Annotated in this window: 25 protein-coding genes; 10 read left to right on the top strand and 15 right to left on the bottom strand. The window is 65.6% G+C overall.

The window, feature by feature from the left end; translation table 11 throughout:
- Positions 1 to 63: 63 nt before the first annotated feature.
- The gene (locus tag JQX13_RS32520) at positions 64 to 1,374 is read right to left on the bottom strand and encodes an ISAs1 family transposase (RefSeq protein WP_203403360.1); all 1,311 of its coding nucleotides are present in this window, start codon (positions 1,372 to 1,374) and stop codon (positions 64 to 66) included.
- A gap of 521 nt (positions 1,375 to 1,895) precedes the next feature.
- Here JQX13_RS32520 and JQX13_RS56550 point away from each other — a divergent pair.
- Positions 1,896 to 2,291 carry a DUF2381 family protein gene (locus tag JQX13_RS56550; RefSeq protein ID WP_203403359.1) on the top strand — a complete coding sequence of 132 codons (396 nt, stop codon included), beginning with the start codon at positions 1,896 to 1,898 and terminating at the stop codon, positions 2,289 to 2,291.
- A 104-nt stretch (positions 2,292 to 2,395) separates the two neighbouring features.
- Positions 2,396 to 3,799: a transposase gene (locus JQX13_RS32510; protein ID WP_203403358.1), complete on the top strand. Its 1,404-nt coding sequence runs from the start codon at positions 2,396 to 2,398 to the stop codon at positions 3,797 to 3,799.
- A 419-nt stretch (positions 3,800 to 4,218) separates the two neighbouring features.
- Here JQX13_RS32510 and JQX13_RS54610 read toward each other — a convergent pair whose 3' ends face one another.
- Positions 4,219 to 4,329, bottom strand: a complete 111-nt coding sequence (locus JQX13_RS54610) for an ATP-binding protein (RefSeq protein WP_239015395.1) — start codon at positions 4,327 to 4,329, stop codon at positions 4,219 to 4,221.
- A 179-nt stretch (positions 4,330 to 4,508) separates the two neighbouring features.
- On the opposite strand from JQX13_RS54610, the gene JQX13_RS32500 reads away from it, so the two are divergent.
- Complete coding sequence (locus JQX13_RS32500) at positions 4,509 to 5,546, top strand: IS1380 family transposase (protein ID WP_203403357.1); 1,038 nt, start codon at positions 4,509 to 4,511, stop codon at positions 5,544 to 5,546.
- Here JQX13_RS32500 and istB read toward each other — a convergent pair.
- Together istB and istA (JQX13_RS32490) are read right to left on the bottom strand one after the other, a co-directional pair.
- Positions 5,470 to 6,237: an IS21-like element helper ATPase IstB gene (gene istB, locus JQX13_RS32495; protein WP_203403356.1), complete on the bottom strand. Its 768-nt coding sequence runs from the start codon at positions 6,235 to 6,237 to the stop codon at positions 5,470 to 5,472. The genes JQX13_RS32500 and istB overlap by 77 nt on opposite strands.
- Positions 6,218 to 7,732, bottom strand: a complete 1,515-nt coding sequence (gene istA / locus JQX13_RS32490) for an IS21 family transposase (RefSeq protein ID WP_203403355.1) — start codon at positions 7,730 to 7,732, stop codon at positions 6,218 to 6,220. The genes istB and istA (JQX13_RS32490) overlap by 20 nt, the downstream gene beginning before the upstream one ends.
- A gap of 673 nt (positions 7,733 to 8,405) precedes the next feature.
- On the opposite strand from istA (JQX13_RS32490), the gene JQX13_RS32485 reads away from it, so the two are divergent.
- Positions 8,406 to 8,936 carry a transposase gene (locus JQX13_RS32485; protein WP_203412312.1) on the top strand — a complete coding sequence of 177 codons (531 nt, stop codon included), beginning with the start codon at positions 8,406 to 8,408 and terminating at the stop codon, positions 8,934 to 8,936.
- Positions 8,924 to 9,055, top strand: coding sequence for a hypothetical protein (locus JQX13_RS55600; protein ID WP_275424885.1), 132 nt, complete (start codon positions 8,924 to 8,926; stop codon positions 9,053 to 9,055). Before JQX13_RS32485 ends, JQX13_RS55600 begins: the two co-directional genes overlap by 13 nt.
- A 142-nt stretch (positions 9,056 to 9,197) precedes the next feature.
- Here JQX13_RS55600 and JQX13_RS32480 read toward each other — a convergent pair whose 3' ends face one another.
- From JQX13_RS32480 to istA (JQX13_RS32455), 7 genes are all read right to left on the bottom strand, one after another.
- On the bottom strand, positions 9,198 to 9,836 hold the full coding sequence (locus JQX13_RS32480; protein ID WP_239013990.1) for an ATP-binding protein: 639 nt from the start codon (positions 9,834 to 9,836) through the stop codon (positions 9,198 to 9,200).
- A complete protein-coding gene (locus tag JQX13_RS32475; protein ID WP_203403354.1) occupies positions 9,833 to 10,318 on the bottom strand; it encodes a hypothetical protein in 486 nt (161 codons plus the stop codon). Before JQX13_RS32475 ends, JQX13_RS32480 begins: the two co-directional genes overlap by 4 nt.
- Positions 10,319 to 10,508: 190 nt before the next feature.
- Positions 10,509 to 10,640 (bottom strand): hypothetical protein, encoded by a 132-nt coding sequence (locus tag JQX13_RS55595; RefSeq protein WP_275424884.1) that lies wholly within the window; start codon positions 10,638 to 10,640, stop codon positions 10,509 to 10,511.
- Positions 10,628 to 11,008 (bottom strand): hypothetical protein, encoded by a 381-nt coding sequence (locus tag JQX13_RS32470; RefSeq protein WP_239013989.1) that lies wholly within the window; start codon positions 11,006 to 11,008, stop codon positions 10,628 to 10,630. The genes JQX13_RS55595 and JQX13_RS32470 overlap by 13 nt, the downstream gene beginning before the upstream one ends.
- Positions 10,996 to 11,514, bottom strand: a complete 519-nt coding sequence (locus tag JQX13_RS32465) for a transposase (RefSeq protein ID WP_203403353.1) — start codon at positions 11,512 to 11,514, stop codon at positions 10,996 to 10,998. Before JQX13_RS32465 ends, JQX13_RS32470 begins: the two co-directional genes overlap by 13 nt.
- A complete protein-coding gene (locus tag JQX13_RS32460) occupies positions 11,454 to 11,945 on the bottom strand; it encodes a transposase (protein ID WP_203403352.1) in 492 nt (163 codons plus the stop codon). Before JQX13_RS32460 ends, JQX13_RS32465 begins: the two co-directional genes overlap by 61 nt.
- Complete coding sequence (gene istA / locus JQX13_RS32455; RefSeq protein ID WP_203403351.1) at positions 11,897 to 13,066, bottom strand: IS21 family transposase; 1,170 nt, start codon at positions 13,064 to 13,066, stop codon at positions 11,897 to 11,899. The genes JQX13_RS32460 and istA (JQX13_RS32455) overlap by 49 nt, the downstream gene beginning before the upstream one ends.
- Before the next feature lie 770 nt (positions 13,067 to 13,836).
- On the opposite strand from istA (JQX13_RS32455), the gene JQX13_RS32450 reads away from it, so the two are divergent.
- Positions 13,837 to 14,370 (top strand): DUF2381 family protein, encoded by a 534-nt coding sequence (locus tag JQX13_RS32450; RefSeq protein ID WP_203403350.1) that lies wholly within the window; start codon positions 13,837 to 13,839, stop codon positions 14,368 to 14,370.
- 28 nt (positions 14,371 to 14,398) lie between these two features.
- Here JQX13_RS32450 and JQX13_RS54605 read toward each other — a convergent pair whose 3' ends face one another.
- From JQX13_RS54605 to JQX13_RS32440, 3 genes are read right to left on the bottom strand one after another with little or no spacing between them, the layout of a single operon-like run.
- Positions 14,399 to 14,527, bottom strand: coding sequence for a DUF5953 family protein (locus tag JQX13_RS54605; RefSeq protein ID WP_239013988.1), 129 nt, complete (start codon positions 14,525 to 14,527; stop codon positions 14,399 to 14,401).
- Position 14,528: 1 nt separating this feature from the next.
- On the bottom strand, positions 14,529 to 15,158 hold the full coding sequence (locus JQX13_RS32445; protein ID WP_203403349.1) for an ankyrin repeat domain-containing protein: 630 nt from the start codon (positions 15,156 to 15,158) through the stop codon (positions 14,529 to 14,531).
- Positions 15,159 to 15,161: 3 nt separating this feature from the next.
- Positions 15,162 to 16,196 (bottom strand): hypothetical protein, encoded by a 1,035-nt coding sequence (locus JQX13_RS32440; protein ID WP_203403348.1) that lies wholly within the window; start codon positions 16,194 to 16,196, stop codon positions 15,162 to 15,164.
- Positions 16,197 to 17,742: 1,546 nt separating this feature from the next.
- Here JQX13_RS32440 and JQX13_RS32435 point away from each other — a divergent pair.
- From JQX13_RS32435 to JQX13_RS32425, 3 genes are read left to right on the top strand one after another with little or no spacing between them, the layout of a single operon-like run.
- Positions 17,743 to 18,384, top strand: coding sequence for a hypothetical protein (locus JQX13_RS32435; protein ID WP_203403347.1), 642 nt, complete (start codon positions 17,743 to 17,745; stop codon positions 18,382 to 18,384).
- The gene (locus tag JQX13_RS32430) at positions 18,371 to 19,591 is read left to right on the top strand and encodes an XRE family transcriptional regulator (RefSeq protein ID WP_203403346.1); all 1,221 of its coding nucleotides are present in this window, start codon (positions 18,371 to 18,373) and stop codon (positions 19,589 to 19,591) included. The genes JQX13_RS32435 and JQX13_RS32430 overlap by 14 nt, the downstream gene beginning before the upstream one ends.
- A 40-nt stretch (positions 19,592 to 19,631) precedes the next feature.
- Positions 19,632 to 21,074, top strand: coding sequence for a toll/interleukin-1 receptor domain-containing protein (locus JQX13_RS32425; protein WP_203403345.1), 1,443 nt, complete (start codon positions 19,632 to 19,634; stop codon positions 21,072 to 21,074).
- Positions 21,075 to 21,163: 89 nt separating this feature from the next.
- On the opposite strand, the gene JQX13_RS32420 is transcribed toward JQX13_RS32425, so the two are convergent.
- The gene (locus tag JQX13_RS32420; RefSeq protein ID WP_203403344.1) at positions 21,164 to 21,517 is read right to left on the bottom strand and encodes a hypothetical protein; all 354 of its coding nucleotides are present in this window, start codon (positions 21,515 to 21,517) and stop codon (positions 21,164 to 21,166) included.
- 173 nt (positions 21,518 to 21,690) lie between these two features.
- Between JQX13_RS32420 and JQX13_RS32415 the strand changes: the two genes are divergently transcribed.
- Positions 21,691 to 22,452: a hypothetical protein gene (locus JQX13_RS32415; protein WP_203403343.1), complete on the top strand. Its 762-nt coding sequence runs from the start codon at positions 21,691 to 21,693 to the stop codon at positions 22,450 to 22,452.
- Positions 22,453 to 22,704 lie beyond the last annotated feature (252 nt).

Here is a 22,704-nt window from a genome sequence, read left to right as displayed (position 1 = left end):
CAGGCCGAACAGCCAGGGGAGAAGAGGCGCGGGAAGGCCGGAGCGGGAGCAGCTGGCGGGCGCTCAGGCAAGTGTGGCCAGACTCTCGGGCAGCACGGCCAGACCCAACAGGCCCTGGTAGAGCACCTCCATGGTGCGTGCGAAGCTTTGGGGCCGTTTGTCGCGAGTCGGCAGGTGCGTGCGCACCAGGGCCAGCAGGTTGTAGGCCAGCAAACGCAGCCAGCTGAGCACCAGGGGTGCATTGCCTCGCAGGCTGGGCGAGGCGCTGTCCTCCTCCAGCACCACGTCCGCTGTCCAGTTGGGCCCGTTCTCAATCCCCCAGTGCCGACGCACCAACGTCAGCATCTGCTCCGCGGACAGTTGCCCGCTGGGAATGGAGGTGAGGAACAACCGCGTCTCCACCTTCGGCAGCTCGCCGTCTCTGGTTCGCCTCTGCCGCACCCACACCCATTGCTCGGCGCCGGGAAAGTCCTCTTCTGGCGGCTCGTCCACCACTCTCAACTCCCGCTCCACCCACTCCCCCTTCGCCCTCTCGCGCACTCGCACCTTCACCGGCGCTCCCGCCAACGCCACCCACGCCTTGTCATGCAGCCGGTGGAAGTTCTCCTTGAGCGCCATCAGGTAGTGTTTGCCCGCCTCCCTCACCACGCTCGCGTTGGCCGCGCTCGTCATTCCCGCGTCCACCGTCACGTACTCGAAATGCCGCCCGAACTTCTCCACCACCCGCTTGAATAGCTCGGGAAACGCCGTCGCCTCTCCCTGCTTGCCTTCCAGCAACTTCTGGTCGAGCACCGGCTGGGCCGTGCTGCTGGTGAGACTGGCGCGCAGTGCGTACGGGTACCAGTACTCCCGTCCCTGCTCATCCTTCGTCGTGTGGCTCGGCTCGCACGGCGCCTGCCCCGGCGTGCTCTCCCCCGCCTTCCCGTCGATGCTGACGACGCCACGGGCGAAGAGCTCATGGCGTATCAACCCCTTGTCCAACCCACGCCGCACCAGCTGCTCCACCTCCTGCTCCAACCCCTCTGGCTCCAACTTCCCCAGCAGTCTGTCCAACGTCGTGTCGGACACCGGCCGCTTCAGCCCCTCGGGTGCCGTGCCTTCGCGCAGCATGTCCTCCCCCAGCGCCTCGGCATGCCTCAACACCCGCCGCCCCACCGCCAGCGCCTGCACCAGCAGCATCAACATCGCCGCCAGCGGGTGCCTCTGTCCCCGGCGTGCTCTCGGGTCCTTTACTCCCTTGAATGTCAGCCCCAGGCTCGTCATCATCCTCTGCACGCGAGAGGGGGTGTCCTGCTCATTCTTTCCCTTCCCGCGCTCCCCATGGGGTGTGGAGGGCCCGCCAGCCCTCCCGCCCCGGTTTTTCTCCCTACTCATTCCTCTTCTCCCCGGACCTGCCCGGCCCGTCACCGGGCTGTGTGTAGGCGCCCCCCCCCCGCGCGATCAGCCCGCGGCTTCTTGCCACGGGTGGGCGCCTGTAGGCGGGACTATACTTCTCCCGTAGGACCGGGTGGGATAACTTCTTTCGTAGGACTTTGAATCAAGCCTGTCTTCGTGGGTGAGGTCGGTGGCGTTGGATACGGGTACGTTGGCAATCTTCCCACCGGGACCTTGCTTCTTGGCGCGTGGAAGCTCGGCGACAACCGCCTTTTCGGCACCTTCACCGAAGCAAAGGTTCCGGGCGAGGGGACTCTCCCCGTGTGTTTGGTTGCTGGCCTGGAAGGCGTCACGGGCTACATGGACGAGCACGGTAAATTGTTTGATTGTCCCCCTGGATTGGGCGTCTGCCTCACTCCCGGAAGCACGCCCGGCAACGCCAAGACACCCACGCGCGTTTTTCTCATTCAGCCCAGCGGGCAGCCCTAATCCCTGCCGTGATCTTTGGAGGTTGAGTTTCCGTGCTGCCCCCCTCTCCCGGTGCCGTCCTGCTGGCCGCCCTGCTCGCTGGTGCTGCGCAAGCCGCAGAGCCTCCCCTCGTCCCCCGCTGCGCCGCGACGGCTCGCTTTGACTTGGCGGCGGAGTCCCCGGAGGGGGCCCTCAGCGTGTGCGTCAGCGCGGACGAGCCGACGACGTTCGTCTTTGATTCCCTCTTGCCGCCGGGAGCCGTGGAAATGCTGCCTGACAATCGCTCCATAGGTGTTGCACAGGGGGATGACTTCGTGACCGTGAATCCCAGGCGGGGATTTTTGCCCGGGGAGCGAGTCAAGGTGACGGTGCGCTTCGCGGATGGTGCAGCCCCGGCCAGTGTGACCTTTTGGCTGGTGGGGCATGGTGGACTCAAGAGCGCTCGATAAATCCCAGGAAGTGAAAGCTGGGTGATCCAAAGGTGGGTGGGGAAGGCAAAGCCCCACCCCTGGGGTTCGGGTGCAAGAGGTACCATGTGAAGTAGGCAGGGGGAGTGAGCCAGAAGAAAGCGCGGGCAGCAGAGGGAAGAGTCCGGACGAAAGAGCCGGACAGGTCGCAAGGCTGGCTGTTCAAGCAGATGCCGGAGCAGTTGGTGGAGCCGGAGCACCCGGTGCGGGTAGTGGCGGCGGCGGTGGAGGCGTTGGACCTGAGAGGCTTTCTGGCCGGGGCCAAGGCGGTGGAGGGACATGCGGGACGCCCGGTGACAAGTCCCCGGTTGCTGTTGGCGCTGTGGGTGTACGGGATTGAGCAGGGAGTGGGGACGGCGACGGAGCTGGCGCGCCGGTGCGAGGAGGACAGGGCGTACCAGTGGCTGGCCGGTGGAGTGAAGGTGAGCCACGACAAGCTGAGCCAGTTCCGGGTGGAGCACCTGGAGGTGTTGCAGCAGGTGTTTACCGACGTGCTCTCGGTGCTGTTGCAGCAGGGGCTGGTGAGTTTGGAGCAGGTGGCGCAGGACGGCACGCGGGTGAGGGCCAGTGCCTCGGCGCCTTCGTTCCGGCGAGAGCAGTCGCTGCGGGAGTGCCAGGAGCAGGCCGAGCTGCACTTGCAAGCGGTGCTGGCGCAGAAGGACGACCCGGAGCTGACGCGTGGGCAGCAGGCGACACGAGAGGCCAAGGCGCGTGACTACCAGGCGCGGGTGGACGCGGCGCTGGAGGCGATAAAGCAACAGCAGGCCAGGAAGAAGGGGGCGGACAAGGAGAAGGTGCGCGCCTCCACCACGGATGCGGATGCACGGGTGATGAAGATGGCCGATGGGGGTTTCCGACCCGCCTACAACCTGCAATTCGCGGTGGCTGGGGAGGCGCTGGGAGGGCCAAGAACCATTGTGGGAGTGGAAGTCACCAACCAGGGCAGCGACATGGGCAGCGTGAGCCCCATGGTGGAGCAGATTGAGCAACGCACGGGCCAGGTGCCCGAGCGCGTGCTGGCCGATGGCGGCCATGCCACGTGCGCAGACGTGAAGCAGTGCGCGGCCAAGGGGGTTGAAGCGCTCATTTCGGTGCCCGAGCGCATGGCCCAGGCCGGGCAGCAGGGGGACCATTCCCCCGAGGTAGAGGCGTGGCGTGAGCGCATGCGCACCGACGAGGCCAAGGAGCAGTACAAGGCCCGCGCCGGCCTGGTGGAGAACGTCAACGCGCAGGTGAAGGGGCGCTATGGCCTGACGCAGGTGACGGTGCGGGGGCTGGAGAAGGTGAAGTGTGTCGCCTTGCTGGTGGCCCTGGCGCACAACCTGGCCGCACACGGCCAGCCTCTGGTGGATGCGCTGCTGGCGCGCCAGAGCGCGCTTGCCGAGCCGGCTCACCTCCTCGAGCTGGCTCCAGGCAACGCGGCCTCTCTCGGTGGCGGCATCAGTCCGGTGCCGGTGGACCAGGTCACCGCCTTGCCTGCTGGCTTCTGACGGCCAGCCCCCTGCCGCGTGTGGTGTGACCGGGCCTCTCAGGCTCCAACCAGGCGATGAGCCCCCGGGCTGTGTGGTTGAATCCCGCTCTCGCCTGCTTCCCACCTGTACAACCCCCCCCTCCAACTCCGCGCCTCGGGATGGGCGATTTCCTCCGCCCTCCCCTCCACTTCCTGATCGCGCTCTGCTCCCGCGAGGGATTTATCGACTGCTCTTCAGGGCGCGAAGGGTGGAGGTTTTCCGCCAGCCGCGCCCGCCCGACGTGCTTGTCGCTGAACATGAAGAAGCGCGGGAAAATGAACCAGCCGGTTTGGGGGCGAGGAGCGGCGGGGCTCGCGCTCCGAGGAGGCCCGCACCGCAGTTGGGGGCGGGCCGGAGCGGAGCCACAGGGGGACTGGGGGATGTAGTCCCCCAGGGCGTCAGCCGGAGCGGCGGGAGCGGCGAGACTCCAGAGAGGCTTCGGCTTCGCGGCGGCGGTAGCTGTCGCCCTCTATGGAGACGATGTCGCAGTGGTGGATGACGCGGTCGATGAGGGCGGTGGCGCAGCTGGCGTTGGGGAAGATGGTAGGCCAGTCGCTGAAGGCCTGATCCCGCCTTATTCACGAGAGGTGCAGGAGGATGACCGGAAAAGGAGGGTGACGCGCCTGACCTCCCGAGTGGTAGAGGGGTGTTGTTCAGACATCCACCACCACAAGGCAGGAGGCGCGTCATGGGTGAAATCCTCAACGACTTCGGGCTGGAGTTCAACGGCTCCGTGAAGCTGGAGGCGAGGGCGGAGCGGTTGACGTCGGAGGCAGGTGCGGTGCTGCTGAGGGAGGTGGACGAGCGGTTGGGGCTGACGCGCTGGCTGGGGGAGATGTTGACGGACACGCGAGACGAGAAGCGGATAACCCACTCGCTGAGGGAGTTGGTGCGCACGGACCTTCTGCTGTTGGGGCAAGGGTGGAGAGACCACGACGACGCGGACGCGCTCAGGAGGGACGCGGCGTTGAGGTTGGCGGTGTCGGACAGCAAGAGCAGCGTGCCGCTGAGGGGGAAAGAGGGGGGAGCGGAGGGGTTGGCCTCACAGCCCACCTTGTCGCGGCTGACGGCCATGTTGGCGCGAGAGGAAAACCGGAAGGTGCTGCACGAGGCGCTGGTGTGGCAGACGGGGCGGAGGCTGAGGGCGCAGCAGCCCAAGGGCCAGAAGCTCAAGCAGGTGACGGTGGACGTGGACGGGTTGCCGGTGGAGGTGCATGGGCACCAGGAGGGCAGCGCGTACAACGGGCACTACGGAGTACGCATGTACCACCCGATTGTCGCCAGTCTGGCCGAGACGGGAGACCTGCTGGACGTGAGGTTGCGCGAGGGAAACGTGCACAGCGCCAATGGAGCGCTGGAATTCATCGACGAGTTGCTGGGGCGAGTGGAGAAGGAGGTGTGTGAGGTGGCGGCGGTGCGCTTCGACGCGGGCTTTCCCGAGGAGAAGCTGCTGGCGAAGCTGGAGGAGCGAGGCACGCCCTACGTGGCGCGCGTGCGCAACACCAGCGTGTTGCAGCGGGAGGCGGCGCTGCCGCGCTTCATGAATTCGGGAGTGCCGCAGGGTGTTGGCGTTCACGAGGAAGCGCGGAAATTTGGACCGGGAAGCCGGAGGTGTGCCCGGGGTCCGGCCTCCCGGTCCGAGGTGAGGCTCAGCGCTTGGACTTCGCCTTCCTGGTCGTCGCGGCCTCCTCGGCCTCGCGGCGGCGGTAGCTCTCGCCTTCAATAGCGAGGACGTCCGCGTGGTGGATGACGCGGTCAATCAGAGCGGTGGCACACGCGGCGTTGGGAAAGATGGTCGGCCAGTCCGAAAACGCCAGATTCGTGGTCATCACCAACGAGCGTTGTTCATACCTGCGCGCCACGACTTGAAAGAGGAGGTCCGCGTTGCGCGCGTCGTAGGCGAGGTAGCCCATCTCGTCGATGACGAGCAGGCTCGTGCGGCTGGTGTAGTGGCGCAGGCGGCGGTCCAGTGCGCGGCTGGTGTCCTGAGCGCCCAGGTCGAGCAGCAACTGGGAGGCGGTGACGAAGAGAGCGGAGTGCCCCTTGAGGACGGCCTGGTGGGCGATGTTCTGCGCAATCATCGTCTTGCCCAGTCCCTGAGGGGCCACTATGACGACGTTGCGCGTGCGCTCCAGGAAATCCAGGCGCAAGGCGGACTCGATGGCCTCGCGGTCAATCTTCTTGGGCCATCCCCAGTCGTAGTCCGCCATGGGCTTGAAGCGGCCAAGGCGGCTGCGAGACAGGCGCCGCTCGAGACTTCTGCGGCCGCGCTCCTTGTGCTCCTCGTCGGCGAGGTGCTCCAGCAGCTCGGTGGCGCCCCACCTGGCCTTCGTGGCGCGGGCGATGAGGTCGGCGAGGCCCTGGGAGGTGGCGTGCAGCCCGAGGGAGGCGAGGCGGTCAGCGAGCGGAGTCGTCATCGGTGGAGTCCTTGTCGAGGAGGCGGTCGTAGTCGGCGAGGGAGTGGGGGCGGGTACGTGAGGCGGCGATGCGCGGGTCATCCGGCAGCACCACGCTGAGTGGTGGAGGTTGACGCTGGCGGCGAGCGCGCTGGTCCAGGAGGTGGGCCACGGCGGGGGCGCTCACCGCCCCCTTGCGCAGGGCCTCGGCGAGGGCCTCATCCAGGGCGCGTGCGCCGTGGAGCTCCAGTAACTTCAGCAATTGAGCAGTGTGGTGTGACAGCGAGAGGTCGCGCTGGGCGAGGGCCGCGAGGAAGCCCTCTGCCTGCGGGCAGGAGGCGCGCAGCAAGTCTCGGCCGCGCAGCTCGTGCGCGCGGGCCTTGGCGTCGGCGAGGGCGGCGAGGTGGCCGGGCTGCTCCAGAGTGCGGCCCTTCTCGAAGGAGCGCGGGTGGGAGGCCACCTCCTCGGAGCCGTCCAGCACGCGTACGCGTGTCTCGGAGGCCACCAGGGTGAGGGGCTTCTTCACCAGGGTGTGTGGAATGGAGTAGTCGTTGGAGTCAAAGCGCACGTAGGGCGTCTTGCCAGAGGCGACGGGGCGCACCACGTCCGTGGGAAACGGGTGTGCGGGCAGGGGCAGCAGCCGCGGGCGTTCCTCCTCGAGGGCCGTGGCGACGGTGCGCCCGGTGACGTCGCCGGGCAAGTGGCGCGCGTGGGCCACCTCGGCCGCCCACCGCGCCGCTTGCGCGTTGAGGTCATCCACGCCGCTGAAGGTGCGCGCGGCGAAGAAGGAGTCGCGCAGGTAGCGGATGGTGCGTTCCACCTTGCCCTTCTCGTTGCCGCGGTAGGGGGCACAGGGCTTGGGGGCGAAGTGGTAGTGGCCGGCCAATTCCAGCAGGCGCGGGTGGAAGCGGATGGCGTCGCCGGCGCGCTCGAGCACCACGGACTTCAAGTTGTCGTACAGCAGCGCGCGCGGCACGCCCCCCAGCGCCTGGAAGGCCAGCACGTGGCCTTTGAGGAAGCTCTCCAGCGTCATGTCGAGGAAGAAGCGCGCGTAGAGGGCGCGGCTGTGGCCCAGCACCAGGACGAAGCAGCACAGAGGGCGGCGCGTGTTACCCACGGGCAGCGTGCCGAAGTGCCCCCAATCCACCTGGGCCTCCTCGCCCGGAAGCGTGCTGCGGCGCAGGAAGGCCTCGGCGCGAGAGGTGGGACGCACCGTGCGCACGTAACGGCGCACCTGGAGCGGGCCACCCACGTAGCCGCGCGCCTTCACCATGTGGAAGAGGCGCATGGCGGTGAGGCGTGGGTGGGCCTCCAGGGTGGCTTGGATGAAGTCCTTGTAGGCATCCAGCAGCGTGGGCCTGACGGACTTCACCCCCGTGCCGCTGACGCGCTCGAGCGTCAGGGCGCGCCGGACGGTGTCGTGGTGCACGCCCAGCTCGGAGCAGATGGTGCCCACCTTCCAGTGCTCGGCGAAGTGCAGTCGGCGGATGCGGGCGGCGAGCTCGGGGGAAATCATGGGCCCACCTCACGGCGGACGGGCAGCCCTGAAGCGCCGGCCCACGTGGGTGCGCGCAAGCGTGGTGTGGCGCAGGAAGGGACTCTGACGCCCGCACGAGGTGCAGGCGGGGATGGATGGTGGCGGTGCATACGGCAGTGGCCTCGCTGCGCTCGGCTCCGCGGCCACCTGCGTGGCGGCCGGGGCTGGCGCGACAGGCACACTGGCTGTCGGCGCCACGGCGGCGGGAGACTGATGCGTCACTTTCTCTCGCCGCCGCTCCCGCCAGGCCGCCTGCCGCGCGGCATGCGCGTGCCGTCCGTCCCGGGTGCGCTGGTAGCGCGCACCAGCAGCGCGCATTGACTCCGCTCGCGCCCTTCGACTGCACGGCGGCCCGCAGTAGCGCTGGCCACGGTCGCACGCGGAGCAGAGGAAGAACACCTGCCGACACTCGGGCCGGCCGCACACCACGAAGCGCAGCGCCTCCAACGGGGGCTCCTCGCACGCGCCTGCTTCTGGCGCCGCGCCCCGGAGTGCGCTACCTCTTGCTCATCGGCCCGCCCGACTCGCACACCAGGGCGCGCCTCCAGGACGGCCCTCCAGTTGCCTCTGGTGGGCCTTCCGTCTTTCTGGGCGCGCGCGGTCGTGGACTTCACCGACGCACTCACCCCCCCTCAACTTCTCGGCTGAACCCATCGCTGGGAGTAGTCTTGAAGTCAGGCAACCCCCGGCGACACATGACCAGGAACCCGCGCTTCCTGGTGACCATCAACAGCAGGGGGAGCCGGGCACCCACCTGTACGAATGGGAGTACCAGGCGCAGGGCTGGAGCCGTGCGCGGCGCGTGGTGTTGGTAGTGCTGGAGAGGAAGGACGAGCTCTTCCCGCACGCCTTCTGGCTGGTGACGAGCTGGAGCAAGGAGCAGATGCCGGCACAGGCGCTGCTGGAGCACTACCGCCAACGCGGCACGGCGGAGGGCCACTTCGGAGAGCTCATGGACGTGCTGGCCCCGGCGCTCTCCTCGGCCAGACGGCCCAAGTCCAAGTACCGGGGGCAGCCGCCCGTCCAGCGCTCGGTGTCCATCGACGCCTTCGCCAACAACGAGGTACGCCTGTTGCTCAATGCCCTGGCCTACAACCTGGTGCACGCCGCGCGCGTGCTGATGGAGCAGGCCACGGGCGAGGGCTGGGGCTGCTCCGTGTGCGCGAGCGGGTGCTCAAAGTAGCCGCGCGGGTGCTGTTACACGCCAGAAGAGTGGTGCTGGTCATTGGCCGGGAGTCGGCCAGCCTCTGGCAGAAGCTGTGGACGAAGCTGGGCTCGCTGAGCACAGCGCACATCACGTAGCTGCCTGGAGTCAATTGCAGCTCACGTGTCGCACTCTCCCCACTCCCCTCTCCATCTCCTCCTGCTTGCTACCCGCTGCCCCGGGGCGGGCTTCCTCTGCCTTGTGCCCGATAACTCAACCCAACGCGCTCGACCTCAGCCTTCATGCATGTCTTGAGCCAGTCGTCGCGAATATGGTGGGCTGATTGGTGGTGAGGACGAGGCTGCGTTTCTCATAGCGCAAGTTGACGAGTTGGAAGAGGAGGTCGGCGTTGCGCGCGTCGTAGGAGAGGTAGCCCAGCTCGTCGATGATGAGCAGGCCCACGCGAGCGTAGTGGCGCAGGCGGGACTCCAAGGCGCGGGAAGAGTCGCGCGAGCCGAGGTCGAGTAGCAGCTGGGAGGCGGTGGTGAAGAGGACGGAGTGGCCGGAGCGCAGGGCCTCGTGAGCGAGGTTCTGGGCAATCATCGTCTTGCCCAGGCCCTGGGCGGCGAGCAGCACGACGTTGCGAGCGTCCTGGAGGAAGTCCAGACGCAGCAGACTCTCCACCAGGGGCCTGTCTATGGACTTGGGCCAGCTCCAGTCGAAGTCGGCCATGGGCTTGAAGCGGCCCAGGCGGCTGCGCAGGGTGCGGCGCTCCAGGGAGCGGCGGGCACGCTCGTCGGACTCCAGCTGGACAATCTGCTCCAGCAGCTGGGTGGGAGAGAGGCGGGCCTTGGTGGCGCGAGCGACGAGGTCATCGAGCTCGGCGCTGGTGCGGTGCAGGCCGAGCCCGGAGAGGGAATGAGCCAGGGAGGAAGTCACGGGGAGTCCTTTCGAAAGAGGGCGTCGTAGTCGGAGAGGGAATGGGGCTGGACGCGGGCGGAGCGCACGCGGGGGTCGTCGGGGAGGGAGACAGAGAAGACGGGAGGCAGGTGCTGCTGGCGGCGGGAGTGCTCCAGGAGGTGGGCGACGGACTCGGCGCCAATGGCACCGCGAGAGAGGGCGGTGGACAGGGCGGCCTCGAGAGCCTCGGGGCCATGGGAGTCGAGCAGCTTGAGCAAGCGCGAGGTATGGCCTGCGAGGTGGGCGTTGCGCGAGGCGAGCGCGGCGATGAAGGCGTCGGCGCTGGGGCAGGACTGGCGCAGCCTGTCGCGCCCGCGCAGCTCGTGGGCGTGGCGCTTGTGGGCGGCGAGGGCGGCCAGGTGCTCCTCGCATTCGAGAGTCTTGCCCTTGTCCCAGCAGCGCGTGTGGCGGGCCACCTCCCGGGTGCCATCCAGCAGGCGCACCAGCGAGTCGCTGGCCACCAGGGTGAGCCCACCATATTCGCGACGACTGGCTCAAGACATGCATGAAGGCTGAGGTCGAGCGCGTTGGGTTGAGTTATCGGGCACAAGGCAGAGGAAGCCCGCCCCGGGGCAGCGGGTAGCAAGCAGGAGGAGATGGAGAGGGGAGTGGGGAGAGTGCGACACGTGAGCTGCAATTGACTCCAGGCAGCTACGTGATTTGCGCTGTGCTCAGCGAGCCCAGCTTCGTCCACAGCTTCTGCCAGAGGCTGGCCGACTCCCGGCCAATGACCAGCACCACTCTTCTGGCGTGTAACAGCACCCGCGCGGCTACTTTGAGCACCCGCTCGCGCACACGGAGCAGCCCCAGCCCTCGCCCGTGGCCTGCTCCATCAGCACGCGCGCGGCGTGCACCAGGTTGTAGGCCAGGGCATTGAGCAACAGGCGTACCTCGTTGTTGGCGAAGGCGTCGATGGACACCGCGCGCTGGACGGGCGGCTGCCCCCGGTACTTGGACTTGGGCCGTCTGGCCGAGGAGAGCGCCGGGGCCAGCACGTCCATGAGCTCTCCGAAGTGGCCCTCCGCCGTGCCGCGTTGGCGGTAGTGCTCCAGCAGCGCCTCGGCCGGCATCTGCTCCTTGCTCCAGCTCGTCACCAGCCAGAAGGCGTGCGGGAAGAGCTCGTCCTTCCTCTCCAGCACTACCAACACCACGCGCCGCGCACGGCTCCAGCCCTGCGCCTGGTACTCCCATTCGTACAGGTGGGTGCCCGGCTCCCCTGCGGCACTCCCGAATTCATGAAGCGCGGCAGCGCCGCCTCCCGCTGCAACACGCTGGTGTTGCGCACGCGCGCCACGTAGGGCGTGCCTCGCTCCTCCAGCTTCGCCAGCAGCTTCTCCTCGGGAAAGCCCGCGTCGAAGCGCACCGCCGCCACCTCACACACCTCCTTCTCCACTCGCCCCAGCAACTCGTCGATGAATTCCAGCGCTCCATTGGCGCTGTGCACGTTTCCCTCGCGCAACCTCACGTCCAGCAGGTCTCCCGTCTCGGCCAGACTGGCGACAATCGGGTGGTACATGCGTACTCCGTAGTGCCCGTTGTACGCGCTGCCCTCCTGGTGCCCATGCACCTCCACCGGCAACCCGTCCACGTCCACCGTCACCTGCTTGAGCTTCTGGCCCTTGGGCTGCTGCGCCTCAGCCTCCGCCCCGTCTGCCACACCAGCGCCTCGTGCAGCACCTTCCGGTTTTCCTCTCGCGCCAACATGGCCGTCAGCCGCGACAAGGTGGGCTGTGAGGCCAACCCCTCCGCTCCCCCCTCTTTCCCCCTCAGCGGCACGCTGCTCTTGCTGTCCGACACCGCCAACCTCAACGCCGCGTCCCTCCTGAGCGCGTCCGCGTCGTCGTGGTCTCTCCACCCTTGCCCCAACAGCAGAAGGTCCGTGCGCACCAACTCCCTCAGCGAGTGGGTTATCCGCTTCTCGTCTCGCGTGTCCGTCAACATCTCCCCCAGCCAGCGCGTCAGCCCCAACCGCTCGTCCACCTCCCTCAGCAGCACCGCACCTGCCTCCGACGTCAACCGCTCCGCCCTCGCCTCCAGCTTCACGGAGCCGTTGAACTCCAGCCCGAAGTCGTTGAGGATTTCACCCATGACGCGCCTCCTGCCTTGTGGTGGTGGATGTCTGAACAACACCCCTCTACCACTCGGGAGGTCAGGCGCGTCACCCTCCTTTTCCGGTCATCCTCCTGCACCTCTCGTGAATAAGGCGGGGTGAGAGGTTTTGTCACCAGGGTGTGGGGAATGGAGTAGTCGTTGCCGTCGAAGCGGACGTAGGGCGTCTTGCCGCTGTGCAGGGTGCGCACCACGTCGCAGCTGAAGGCATTCCCTGGCAGGGGAAGCAGTCGGGGCCGCTCCTCCTCCAGGGCCCGGTGCACGCGGCGAGAGGTGTCCTGTGGGAGGGGGCGTGCGTGGGCGGTGTCCTCAATCCAGCGCGACAACTGGGAGTTGAGGTCATCCAGCGAGGAGTAGGTACGTGCGGCGAAGAAGGAGTGGCGCAGGTAGTGGATGGAGCGCTCCACCTTGCCCTTCTCGTTGCCGCGGTAGGGAGCGCAGGGCTTGGGAGCGAAGTGGTAGTGGCCGGCGAATTCCAGCAGCTTGGGGTGGAAGCGGATGTGGTCGCCCACGCGCTCCAACACCACGCTCTTCAAATTGTCATACAGCAGGGAGCGCGGCACCCCGCCCAGCGCCTGGAAGGCCAGGGTGTGGCAGCGCAGGAAGCTCTCCAGGGACTGCTCCAGGACGAAGCGCGCGTAGAGAGCGCGCGACCAGGAGAGCACCAGGACGAAGGCGCACAGGGGGCGCTCGGCCCCGCCAATGCGCAGCCGGCCGAAGTGGGCCCAGTCCACCTGGGCCTGCTCACCCGGCAGCGTGGACAGCCGCAAGTAGGCCTCGGCCGAGGACACCGGCCGGTGCCGGGCCACGTAGCGCCGCACCTGGAGGGCGCTGCCCTGGTAGCCGCGAGCACGGAGCATCTCGTACAAGCGCGTGGCGCGCAGCTTGGGGTGCTGCGCCAGTGTCTGGGCAATCAAATCCCGGTAGGGGTCAAGCATGGTGGGCCTCACCCGGGCGGTGGTGCGCACGAAGCGCTCCACCTCCAGGGCTCCCCTCACGGTGTCGTGGTGCACGCCCAGCTCGGCGGCGATGGTGCCCACCTTCCAGTGCTCGGCGAAGTAGAGGCGGCGGATGCGGGCGCGCTGCTCGTCAGTCACCATGGCGCCCTCCTGGCCCGGGGCCCGGGGCGTGGCTCCCAGGGCCCATGACGGACGAAGTCCGCACGGCATCCGCACACCGCGCAGCGTGCACCGCTCCCGGCACTGGCAGGGGCGCGCACGCTCGCCACAGCGCCCTCGCCAGCCCGTCCCTCGTCCGCCTCGGCACCGGGCACTCGCCCGGTGTCCTTCTCTTCCCCTCTGTCCGCATCAGTCGGCTCCTGGCCGACGCGAAAAGTGGTGGCCTCCAGGGCGACCTCTGGCGTCGGCGGCGCCAAGGTGCCCGCGCCCTCCAGCGGCGGGCTACCCTGATGCGTGACTTTCCGTGCTCGCCGCTCACGGCTCCGGGCCTGGCGCCTGGCCGCGGCCCACCGGCCCGCGAAGCTGCGCGCGTAGCGCCGCCCCGACTCCCGCTGGCTCTGGCGGCGCGCCTGCGCACTACACTCACGCGAGCAGTAGCGCTGGCCCCGGTCGTGCCGACGGCACAGGTAGAAGAGTGCCCGGCAGGTGCCGAGCGCGCACTGCGCCATCCGCAGTGAATCCACGCGTCCCCAGGCTCGAGACGCCTGGAAACTGGACCGCCTCACGGCCTCGTGCGAGCGTGCTCCTCCCGCATCGCGTCCCCGTGATTCGGCCTGAGGGTCCGGAGGTACCAGCTCCGGGCCCTCTTCTTTTTGGCGCCCTCGTCCCGGCCCTCTTCGCTACCTCCACCTACCTCTGCCCGCCAGTTTCAGGCCGCGACGCCCGGCTCGTCCAAATTCCCGCGCTTCTCGGTGATCATCGACAACGTGCTCAAGAGAGAGCGTGACGAAGCACAGGCCGAAGCGCGCCAGTGCCAGGAAGACAAAGCGCGGCTTCTGGCCGAGCGTGGGGAGCCGGGCGGGCTCATGGAGGCCGCGTGGCTGGAAGGGGCCGGGGTCGTGGCGTTCAAGCAGCTTGGCTTTCTGACGAAGCCTCCAGCCAACGCGCTCGGGGTGAAGGGGGCCTGGAGTTACAGCTACACGCCCACGGGCGAGACCCACCCGGCAAGCGTGGCTGTGCGGCTGCTCCTCTTAAACCCCGGCGCCGAGCCCTGGACGCTAGCGGGGGCGGCGCTGGTGGACGCGACAGGGGGACAGGTGGAGCTTGCCCGTTGGCCACTGGCGCCCATCCCCGCGAATAGTGCCGGTGCCTTCGTGGTGGGCTTGGAGGCGGCGCCCGCGCAGCTCGGCTGCCCCTGCACCCTCAAACTGTGGGAGGCAACCGGGCCGCGCACCATCACCCTTGGGAACGTCACGTTCCCCGAGGGCAAAGCGAAGGGGCCCTGAGCAAGGCCAGCGCGAGCCGTGCCGAGCCTCAAGGGGCTGCGCGCCCGCCGATCTCCGGGAAGCGCTCGTAGGCCCGTTTAAGCGCGTCCAGGTGCGCGGGGTTGTCCAGGTCAAGCGGCGCGTCCGTGAGCCTCCCAGTCCCTTGCTCCCCCTCCATCCTATGGGTTGCGGCCTTTCGCTTCTTTCAGCAGTTCGAACGCGGCATCCCATTTCTGAGGGTCGGAGTCATCGCGTGGCGGCAGGCGTTCGCGGGTAGGCCTGCGGGAATCGTCCGGGGCTTCTGGATCCGCGCCTGCGTCGAGAAGCAATTTCATCATCGGGATATCCAACTGCCATATCGCAATCCCGAGCGCGGTGAATCCGAGCAGCCCGCCCCAGTCGTTGATCGTCTTAGTGGCCCCTGCCTCCAGGAGGAGCGAGGCCATGTCCAGATTGCCATCCTCTACGGACGACCGCAGCGGCGTGATTCCGTCGCTGCTGCGCACGTTGGGCTCGGCCCCCGCCTTTACGAGCGCATCGGCTGCTGCCAGTTCGTTTTCGCAGACTGCCACCAACAAGGGAGTCCTGTCCCGCTCGACGTCCCACGCGTTGACATCCGCGCCATGCTTGAGGAGCGCCAAGATGACGTCGAGTTCGCCTCCATCCGCGAGTTCGTAGATGGCCACATGAAGCGGACGCAATCCTGGAGGCTCCGACTGCGGCTCGTTCGGATCGGCCCCCTCGGCCAGCAGTGCCTTGATCCGGGACGTATCGTGCTGCTTGATTGCTGTGAAGAGTTCTTTCGACATGACTCACAGCTCCGACATTGGATGACCCGGGGCGCAATTCTTCGATTCGAGAGCCTTGGCTGCCGCAAGGCCCTTTTCGAGTTCTGTCATGGCTGTGTTGTGGCCCGAGTCGGGCTTGCCTCCAAAGCATTCTTTCTGAATCTCCCACCGCTTCTCCAGAACCTTCCTCATGGCTTCAAGACGCAGTCGGATCTTGGAGCACGGCACCTTGTCCAGCTTCTTTTCACTCTTCGTGTTGCGCTCCCTCGGATTGTAACGGGGGATCTCCCTGAGGAGCTGATCCTTCTCCGCTTCAAGCTTGTCGAGCAGGCTGTTCTTGCAGGTCTGCCCCGGGTAGAGGGGAACCCGCTCGTACTCCTCCTCGCTAGAATAGTTCTTGCCCGTCGCCGGATTGATCCGGGTCCGCCAATGGGGGGGGACTGCGACCGTCGCAACCAGTTCCGAATCAAAGTCCGGCACCGCCTCCTCTGCATCCTGTGGCACAAGCTGCTCCATGAGCCATCGCGACTCCTCCGCCACCTCCCGCAGACGGGCCTCGTACTCCCCTTGAGCGTCCACCCACTCCGGGCGACGGTCGATCTCCGGCCCGGCGGTGCTGGAGGGATAGAGCAGGACGAGGCCCACGAGCAAGGGGCCCACCCGGGGGAGGAATTCAGCCAGCGTCCTGGCGCGTCCCGCCTGCGCGACGCCCTCCGCCCCCCTCACCACCTCGGCGGCTTGCCCGCTCGCTTTCGCGGCGCGCGAGAAGCGCTCGAAGGCCCGTTCCGCTGCGGTGAGCTTGCGGTTCAACTGTTCCCACTGACGCGGCTCGATGTCTTGGCGTGCCCGAGATAGCAGTGCCCTGGCCTTGTCCAGGTCCGCCTTTCCAATCCACGACCGTTCCGGTGTCGGCTCCATCGGCGCGGAAGCGAGCCGGATGCGCGGGCCCGAGGTGGGAGTCGACGCGAAGGCATGGGGCCGTGGCATCGACTGCGGGGCGGGTGCGCTCGCGCAGGCTGAGGCCAGGATCAGAAGTACAAGGCAGGCTCGGAAACGCATGGATACGTCCTCCAATCGAGTCAGGACCTAGAGGGTCCTGGTGGGGCGGCTCGGAGTATGCCTGCGCACCCCGACAACCACGGACGCACGCCAGGGGAGAGGCAAGGGGGCCAGGGTGCCGCAGCCGCAGCTCGGGCCAGGGCGAGCGCCAACACAGCGGGCAGCTCATGCGCAGGCATGGTGCAGGCAACAGGGCGCTAGGTTGCACGCACCCGCCCCCGGGCCGCTGGGAACGGCGAGGCGCGCACCTGGACTGCGCAGGGGGCTCCAGCGGCGCGGCTGCTGACGCTCGGGGCTGGCGGAGGGGAGCGGCACACGGCAGCCGCAGCTCGGGCTTGTGGAGGGCTCTAGCGGGGCGGTTGCTGGGGCTTGGGACGGGTTGACGGGAACGGCACACGGCAGCCGCATCTCGGGGCTGTGGAGGGCTCCAGGGCGGTAACGGTGCCAGCCGGGCGCGCTCTCATGGACAGTACCGCGACAGGCGACCGCTTGCCCGTAGCGGGGGGATACCGGGCATTCAGGCCGCTCGCGCCTCTAATGGCGTCCCCGTCATCGCTCCGGTTGAGCCCTCACAGCCGTTAAGCCGATGCCCCCTGCCGCAGCAGCTCCGGCACAGGACCCCGGCAGCCGGGAGCGAGCTGCACGTTCAGGAGGCCCCGCCAGTCGCACACCGCCCGGCGTGGGGAGGGATGCAGGCGGGGAGGTGGGGCGCATGTGCCCCCAGTGTGCCCCGCCAGCGGGGAAAGGGGTGGAACACGAGGGCACGGGGTGGGACGGGACGGGATGACGAACCCCAGGAGAATCAAGGCGATAGCGGGTAACAGCGCGTCCTGCTTAGGGTTTTCTATCGCCTTGCTCACGGGTTCGAATCCCGCCGCCTCCACATCATCCAGGGGCCGTTAGGTACACCAGCACCCGGCGCCGACCTCCACACCGAGGGCAGGCAAACACATCCAACGCGAAGCTCCTGCGCAGCAGCCCGGCAAGAGCCTACTCGCGACGTGCACTCCTTTTCGGCTCCGCTCTCACCGCTGCCTCAGTCGGAACACTCGCCTCTTCCGGCTTCGGCTCCGCACCCGCTTGAGGGAACACGAGGCAGAAGGTGTCGTTTCCATAGAGGCACACGCGCTGGCGATTCAGCTCGGCGGGCTCCAGAAGCGGTCAAGCCGCAAGATTGCCCCTCGCCCTCCCGCCAAGCATGAGCGGCCGCATCCCTCTCGGGGTCCAACTTCTTGAGGATGAGCAGCAAGAGACCATCGAGCATGCACGGGACCTTCCGTGCCAATTCGACCTTCCGAGTCGTCTAACACCCGGCGGGCCCAAATGGCTCACACAGAGGTAGGCTGAGTGCGCACATTCATTATCGACCCTCTTCCAGAACAGCGCGGTCTCCTCTTGCCTCTAACCCAATGGGGCCATTTTACTGCTTTCGGTGCCCACCTCATGATTGATTCACTTTAGTTCTTGCAAAGAAGCGAGCGGCGATCCATCTTGAGCCCACACGATTGGAGTGGGCGCGTGGTGCGTCCATGGGACGGGGATGTCGATGAGAACGCTGGACGATCTGATGGGCAGTGCGGAGAACCGCAAGCTTTTGCGCAAATTGGTAGACGGTGTCGCGCAGGCGTATGCCGACGCGAGCGACCTTCACCAGCCTGAGGTAGGCAGCGACGCGCGCACTTATGGCATGAGCGTCTACACCTTCGTTTGGCACCGCATCATGGAATCGGGCCTCGTGAAGGTGACGGCGAAGGAGCCGTTCTGGTTCGAGTTCGGCGACCACATGGTGGCCGCTCATCGCGTGACGGGACCGGCCGGCGCAGGTATCAACGCCAGCTTCCCTCGCGACCGCTCCGAGTGGCCCACCACGGTTTCACGGCAGGGCACCTTCGACTTTGAGCCCCAGCCTGGCGTGACGAATAACGTCCTGGTTCTCGCCCACATGGGTAACGAGAAGGAAGGGTTTCTTGAGGTGCACCTGTGCCGTCCCCTCGTGGACGAGCACGGCCACTTGGCGTGCTGGTCGGAAACGGCGCTCCTCTGGAAGCGCGGAGTAGAGGAGCCTAGCCTGCCGGAGGCTGCGGTCTCGCAGCCGGAGGCGAAGCCCCAGGAGGAAACCAAGCCTGTGCCCAACGTCACCCTCAAGAAGCGCAAAGGCAAGAAGGATTCCGGGGATGCTTCCGCATAACGCCCTCTTCTCCATCGCCCACGCATTCAACCCAGAGCAACTAACGCTGGCGCGCGAACTGCGTGGCCTGCTCAAGCACGAACTCGCTGAAAAGGTGGGCAAATCTCCGAGCGCCATCGGGCAGTTTGAGAATGGGCGAGCGCGCCCCGAGCCACAGACGCTCTTCGCACTCAGCCTCGCGTTGGGCTTCCCACCTGGCTTCTTCGCTCGAGAGGCGAAGGCGCCCCCAGTAGTACCCGACCGATGTCAGTTCCGCAGCCAGCGCTCCTCCAGCGTGCGCGAGCAACGTTACGTGCTCGCTCGAGGGGAGCTGCTCAAGGAACTCGTTGCATTGCTTGAGGAAGATGTAGACTTCCCCGAGCCCAAAGTGCCGCATGCACCTGGGCCAGTGCGCAGCATTGAGGATGTCGAAGCATGCGCGGAGATGGCACGTCGCGAGATGGGGCTGAAGGATGGTCCCATCGGTAGCATGGTGAATGAGTTGGAAAATCTCGGGGTAATGGTCATCCCCATGGATGCTGATTGCCGACGCGTGGACGCATTCTCCACGTGGATCGACAAACGACCTTATGTGTTCCTCAACAGCTTCAAGGGTTCCACAAGTCGCGCCAGGTTCGATGCCGCGCACGAACTAGGCCACCTCGTCATGCACCCGGACGTGGTGCCCGGCAGCCCCGAACTTGAGCGCCAAGCGGACCAGTTCGCCAGCGCATTCCTCCTGCCACGCAGTTCCTTCAGTAAGGAATGTCCGCGTCGGCTCAACTTTGACCACCTGCGCGAGTTGAAGGTGCGTTGGAAGGTGTCGCTCGCAGCGTTGCTCTACCGCGGCCGTGAGCTGGGCTTCTTCTCGGAGGCAGCAGTGCGCCGCGCCTACATACAAATGAACCGTCTAGGCATCCGGCGCAACGAGCCTGACGAGCCACCCGTCGAGGTGCCGCATCTCCTTCAAGCGGCACTCAACACCATACTCACAGAAGAGACTACCGAAGGGGAACTCGCTGCGAAGATGGGCCTATCCGTGCAAGAACTACTCGCGCTGGTGGAGGGTCGGGACCTACCAAGCTCCATCACGAGCACCACCACTAGTGTGCTTTCCCGCCTGAACTCCGAGGTGGGACTCCCAACCCAATCAGGCCCAGAGAACCAAGAGGAGCATGTACATGAAGGGAACGATTTCTTCGCGCTCCGTGGAAATCTAAAGGAGTAATCGAGTTCTGAGCCTGCCTCAGTCGGAAAGAAAAATTCCCATGAATGCATCCTCGCCCAAGGTATTCGTCTCATATAGCTGGACATCCCCGGCTCACAAGGAGCGGGTACGCACTCTCGTTGACAGATTGATCGACCACGGAGTGCACGCAATATTCGATGACTATGATGTCAAGGAAGGACAAGACCTAAACGCTTTCATGGAACAAATGGTGCTCGATCCCAGCGTCACTAAAGTCTTGGCCATTTGCGACAAAACGTATTCAGAAAAAGCCAACAATCGCCGTGGCGGTGTCGGCACTGAGTCACAGATCATCTCGGCTGAGGTCTACAAGAAAACCGACCAGAACAAATTCATCGCGCTGGTTTTTGAAACGGCCGAAAATGGCGATCCCTATTTGCCAGTTTTCTTCAAAAGCAGGCTTTACATCGATATGTCCTCTCCCGAAAAGGAGAGCGCGAACTACGAACAATTGATTCGTGCCATATATGAAATTCCTCTACACAAGCGCCCGGCTCTAGGAAAACCTCCAGCATTCTTACTCGAAGATGAGCAGGTGCCCGTCAAAACGAGACATCAACTGCGCGCCGTCAAGGAGGCTGTGCAGAATTCAAAACCCTATGTCAAGGCAACCATTCGCGAGTACTTTGACCGGTTCTCCGAGGCTCTTGAAGACTTCCGCATCAAGGAGCCTTTTGACAAGAGTCTCGACGAACTCGTCAGCGACAACGTCGCCAATTTTCTGCCCCCCCGGGACAACTTCATCGAATTGGTTGATTTCTTGGTGAAGTATACAGACATTGCCGACACCATTCAGGACATTCGAACCTTCTTTGAGGATGCGTCGAAGTATCTTCATCGCCCTCCAACAATGAGTTCCTGGAATGACACATGGTCCGACAATTATCGGTTCATACTTTACGAGCTGTTCCTTTACACTGCAGCCATCCTAATCAAGAACGGCAAGTTCAGCGCACTGAACAGCCTTCTTGCACAAGAGTACTATATCAGCAATGACCACAGGGGTAGTTCTTTTGAAGGATTCGCTTGGTTTCACGGCTACACCAAGCTCCTGCAGGAGGTTCGCAGCCAGAAACTCCAAAGAGCGAGCGTGACGGCAGATCTTCTCAAGGAGCGTGCGACAACAAAGAGCGCTACATTTGACGAGATCATGCAGGCTGATTTTGTCTTGTTCCTTTACAGTCTGCTTCATTCAAACAGTTTTAGGCTTTGGTTTCCATTCAGTCTTGTTTACGCTGGTTACGGTCGGGTATTTCCGCTTTTTTCCAAGGCTGAATCCAAACGCTATTTCACGGACCTCAAGACGATCTTTGGAGTTGCCAGTAAGGAAGAGTTCCTCTCAAAATATCAAGAGGGAGACTCAAGGTACAATCTTGGCGGCAAGATCAAGACTTTCGCCACTATCGGCTCAAGGGACATCAAACAGTTGGGCAACTTTGACAAGCTGGACTCCAGAGCGTAAGGCTTTTTCGCGAAGTCCTTTGTCGCACCTGCCTGATTTGAAGGGCCCACGTTGCTGACGGTGAGGCGTGCGCGCTCAGGCTAGCCGAATCAGCCTGAGTACCGTTTCGCGCTGCCTCTCTCCCTGCCCTGTATCACGCCGGACTTGGCGCCGCTTGAGCCTGGAGGCATCACGAAGGTGCCCAAGAGTTCGAGCAGCACGACTGGCGCGACACACTGCGGGAAGGAAAAGCGCGGAAGCGCGCCGAGAAATCCCCCCCTACCTCCACTGATCCGCAGCCTCCCGCAGAGGGTGTCAGAGGATTCGTACGGCGCATCGCCACCGCAGACCGCCTCCGTGAACCGGAGCCACGGGTAGCTCGTGCCGGTGAAGCCCGCCTCGAAAAGGGGCAGGTTCCGACTCGAATCCTCTGACACCTCCGCCGACACCTCCGCATGGGACACCTCGACTTCCGTGATGCCTCGTCTAGGCGAATCGGTAGTCGGTCGGACATCACCCACCGAGCCGTTTCATGGCCTTGACACCGTCTCCGGGACCCGCTGCCCTCACCTATCCCGTCTGTACAGTGACCCGACATTCAAGGTAGGAGAAAGCACGAGCATTGGGAGGCACGAACATGAGCGACACCCCTGAGTGGAAGGGCGGGCGTATCGGCCAGTACCTCATTGGCGAGCGATACCAGGGTATCCCCTCGGATGAGGGACGCCTCTATGCGGCACACAACATCGAGACGGGAGCCTCGGCGCTGCTCGTGATGCCAGGAAAGGGCGAGGACTGGAGCACGCACATTCCCTGGAGCATACGAGCCCAGTGCTTCACCTCGCCGACCGCCCTCGTACTGGAAGTCGGGAAGGCGCCTCCATCGCAGTCCTCGGTCCTCCACGGATTGACGTTGATGCTCATCCGGCTCTCGGGTGCCATGACTCTCATTGATGACCGTGAGGACGCGCGAGCCCACTTCACGCGAAAGCCCTCCCCCTCGCGCTTCCGCCAACGGGTGATGCACTGGGGACTCGTAGGGGCCGGAGTGGCCCTCGCGGGCTTCGCCCTCCTCCTCTGGCCCCGCCCTACCGGGGATGCGGAGCCGCGACAGGTGTCCGGAGGGGTCGCTCAAGCCGCGCTCGATGAGCCCATCGCATTCACCGATACGCAAGACACCTCATTCCCCAGCATCATCGGATACCCCATGCCGGAGGGGCCCTTCAAAGAACAGAAGCGACCTCCCTGCATCCCCGTAACCGAGACAGAGATTCGAGGCGGCTGTTGGACCCAGCACAAGCTTGACGCGCCCTGCCCTCGCAGCACGGCCGAGCATCAGGGCAAATGCTACATGCCCGTCAAAAAGCCAGACCCACAGCCGCGCTCGATTCTGCCCTGATGACTCGCCAGCAAGCACCAAATCCCTGGAGCATACGCCTGACCAGTCCGCCCTCCCATGGGAGCTGCGGCCCCGCAGGTGTCCGCAGAAGGAGCCAGAGCCCCTGTGTCTCGCAGAGGGTGTCAGAGGATTCGTACAGCGCATCGCCGCCACAGACCGCCTCCGTGAACCGGGGCACGGCCAGCTCGTTGCCGGTGAAGCCCTCCTCAGAAAAGGGGCAGGCTCCGAATCGAATCCCCTGACACCTTCGCC

Source organism: Archangium violaceum, assembly GCF_016859125.1.
GTDB classification, from domain to species: Bacteria; Myxococcota; Myxococcia; order Myxococcales; family Myxococcaceae; genus Archangium; species Archangium violaceum_A.
This window is presented reverse-complemented; position numbering and strand designations above follow the sequence as displayed.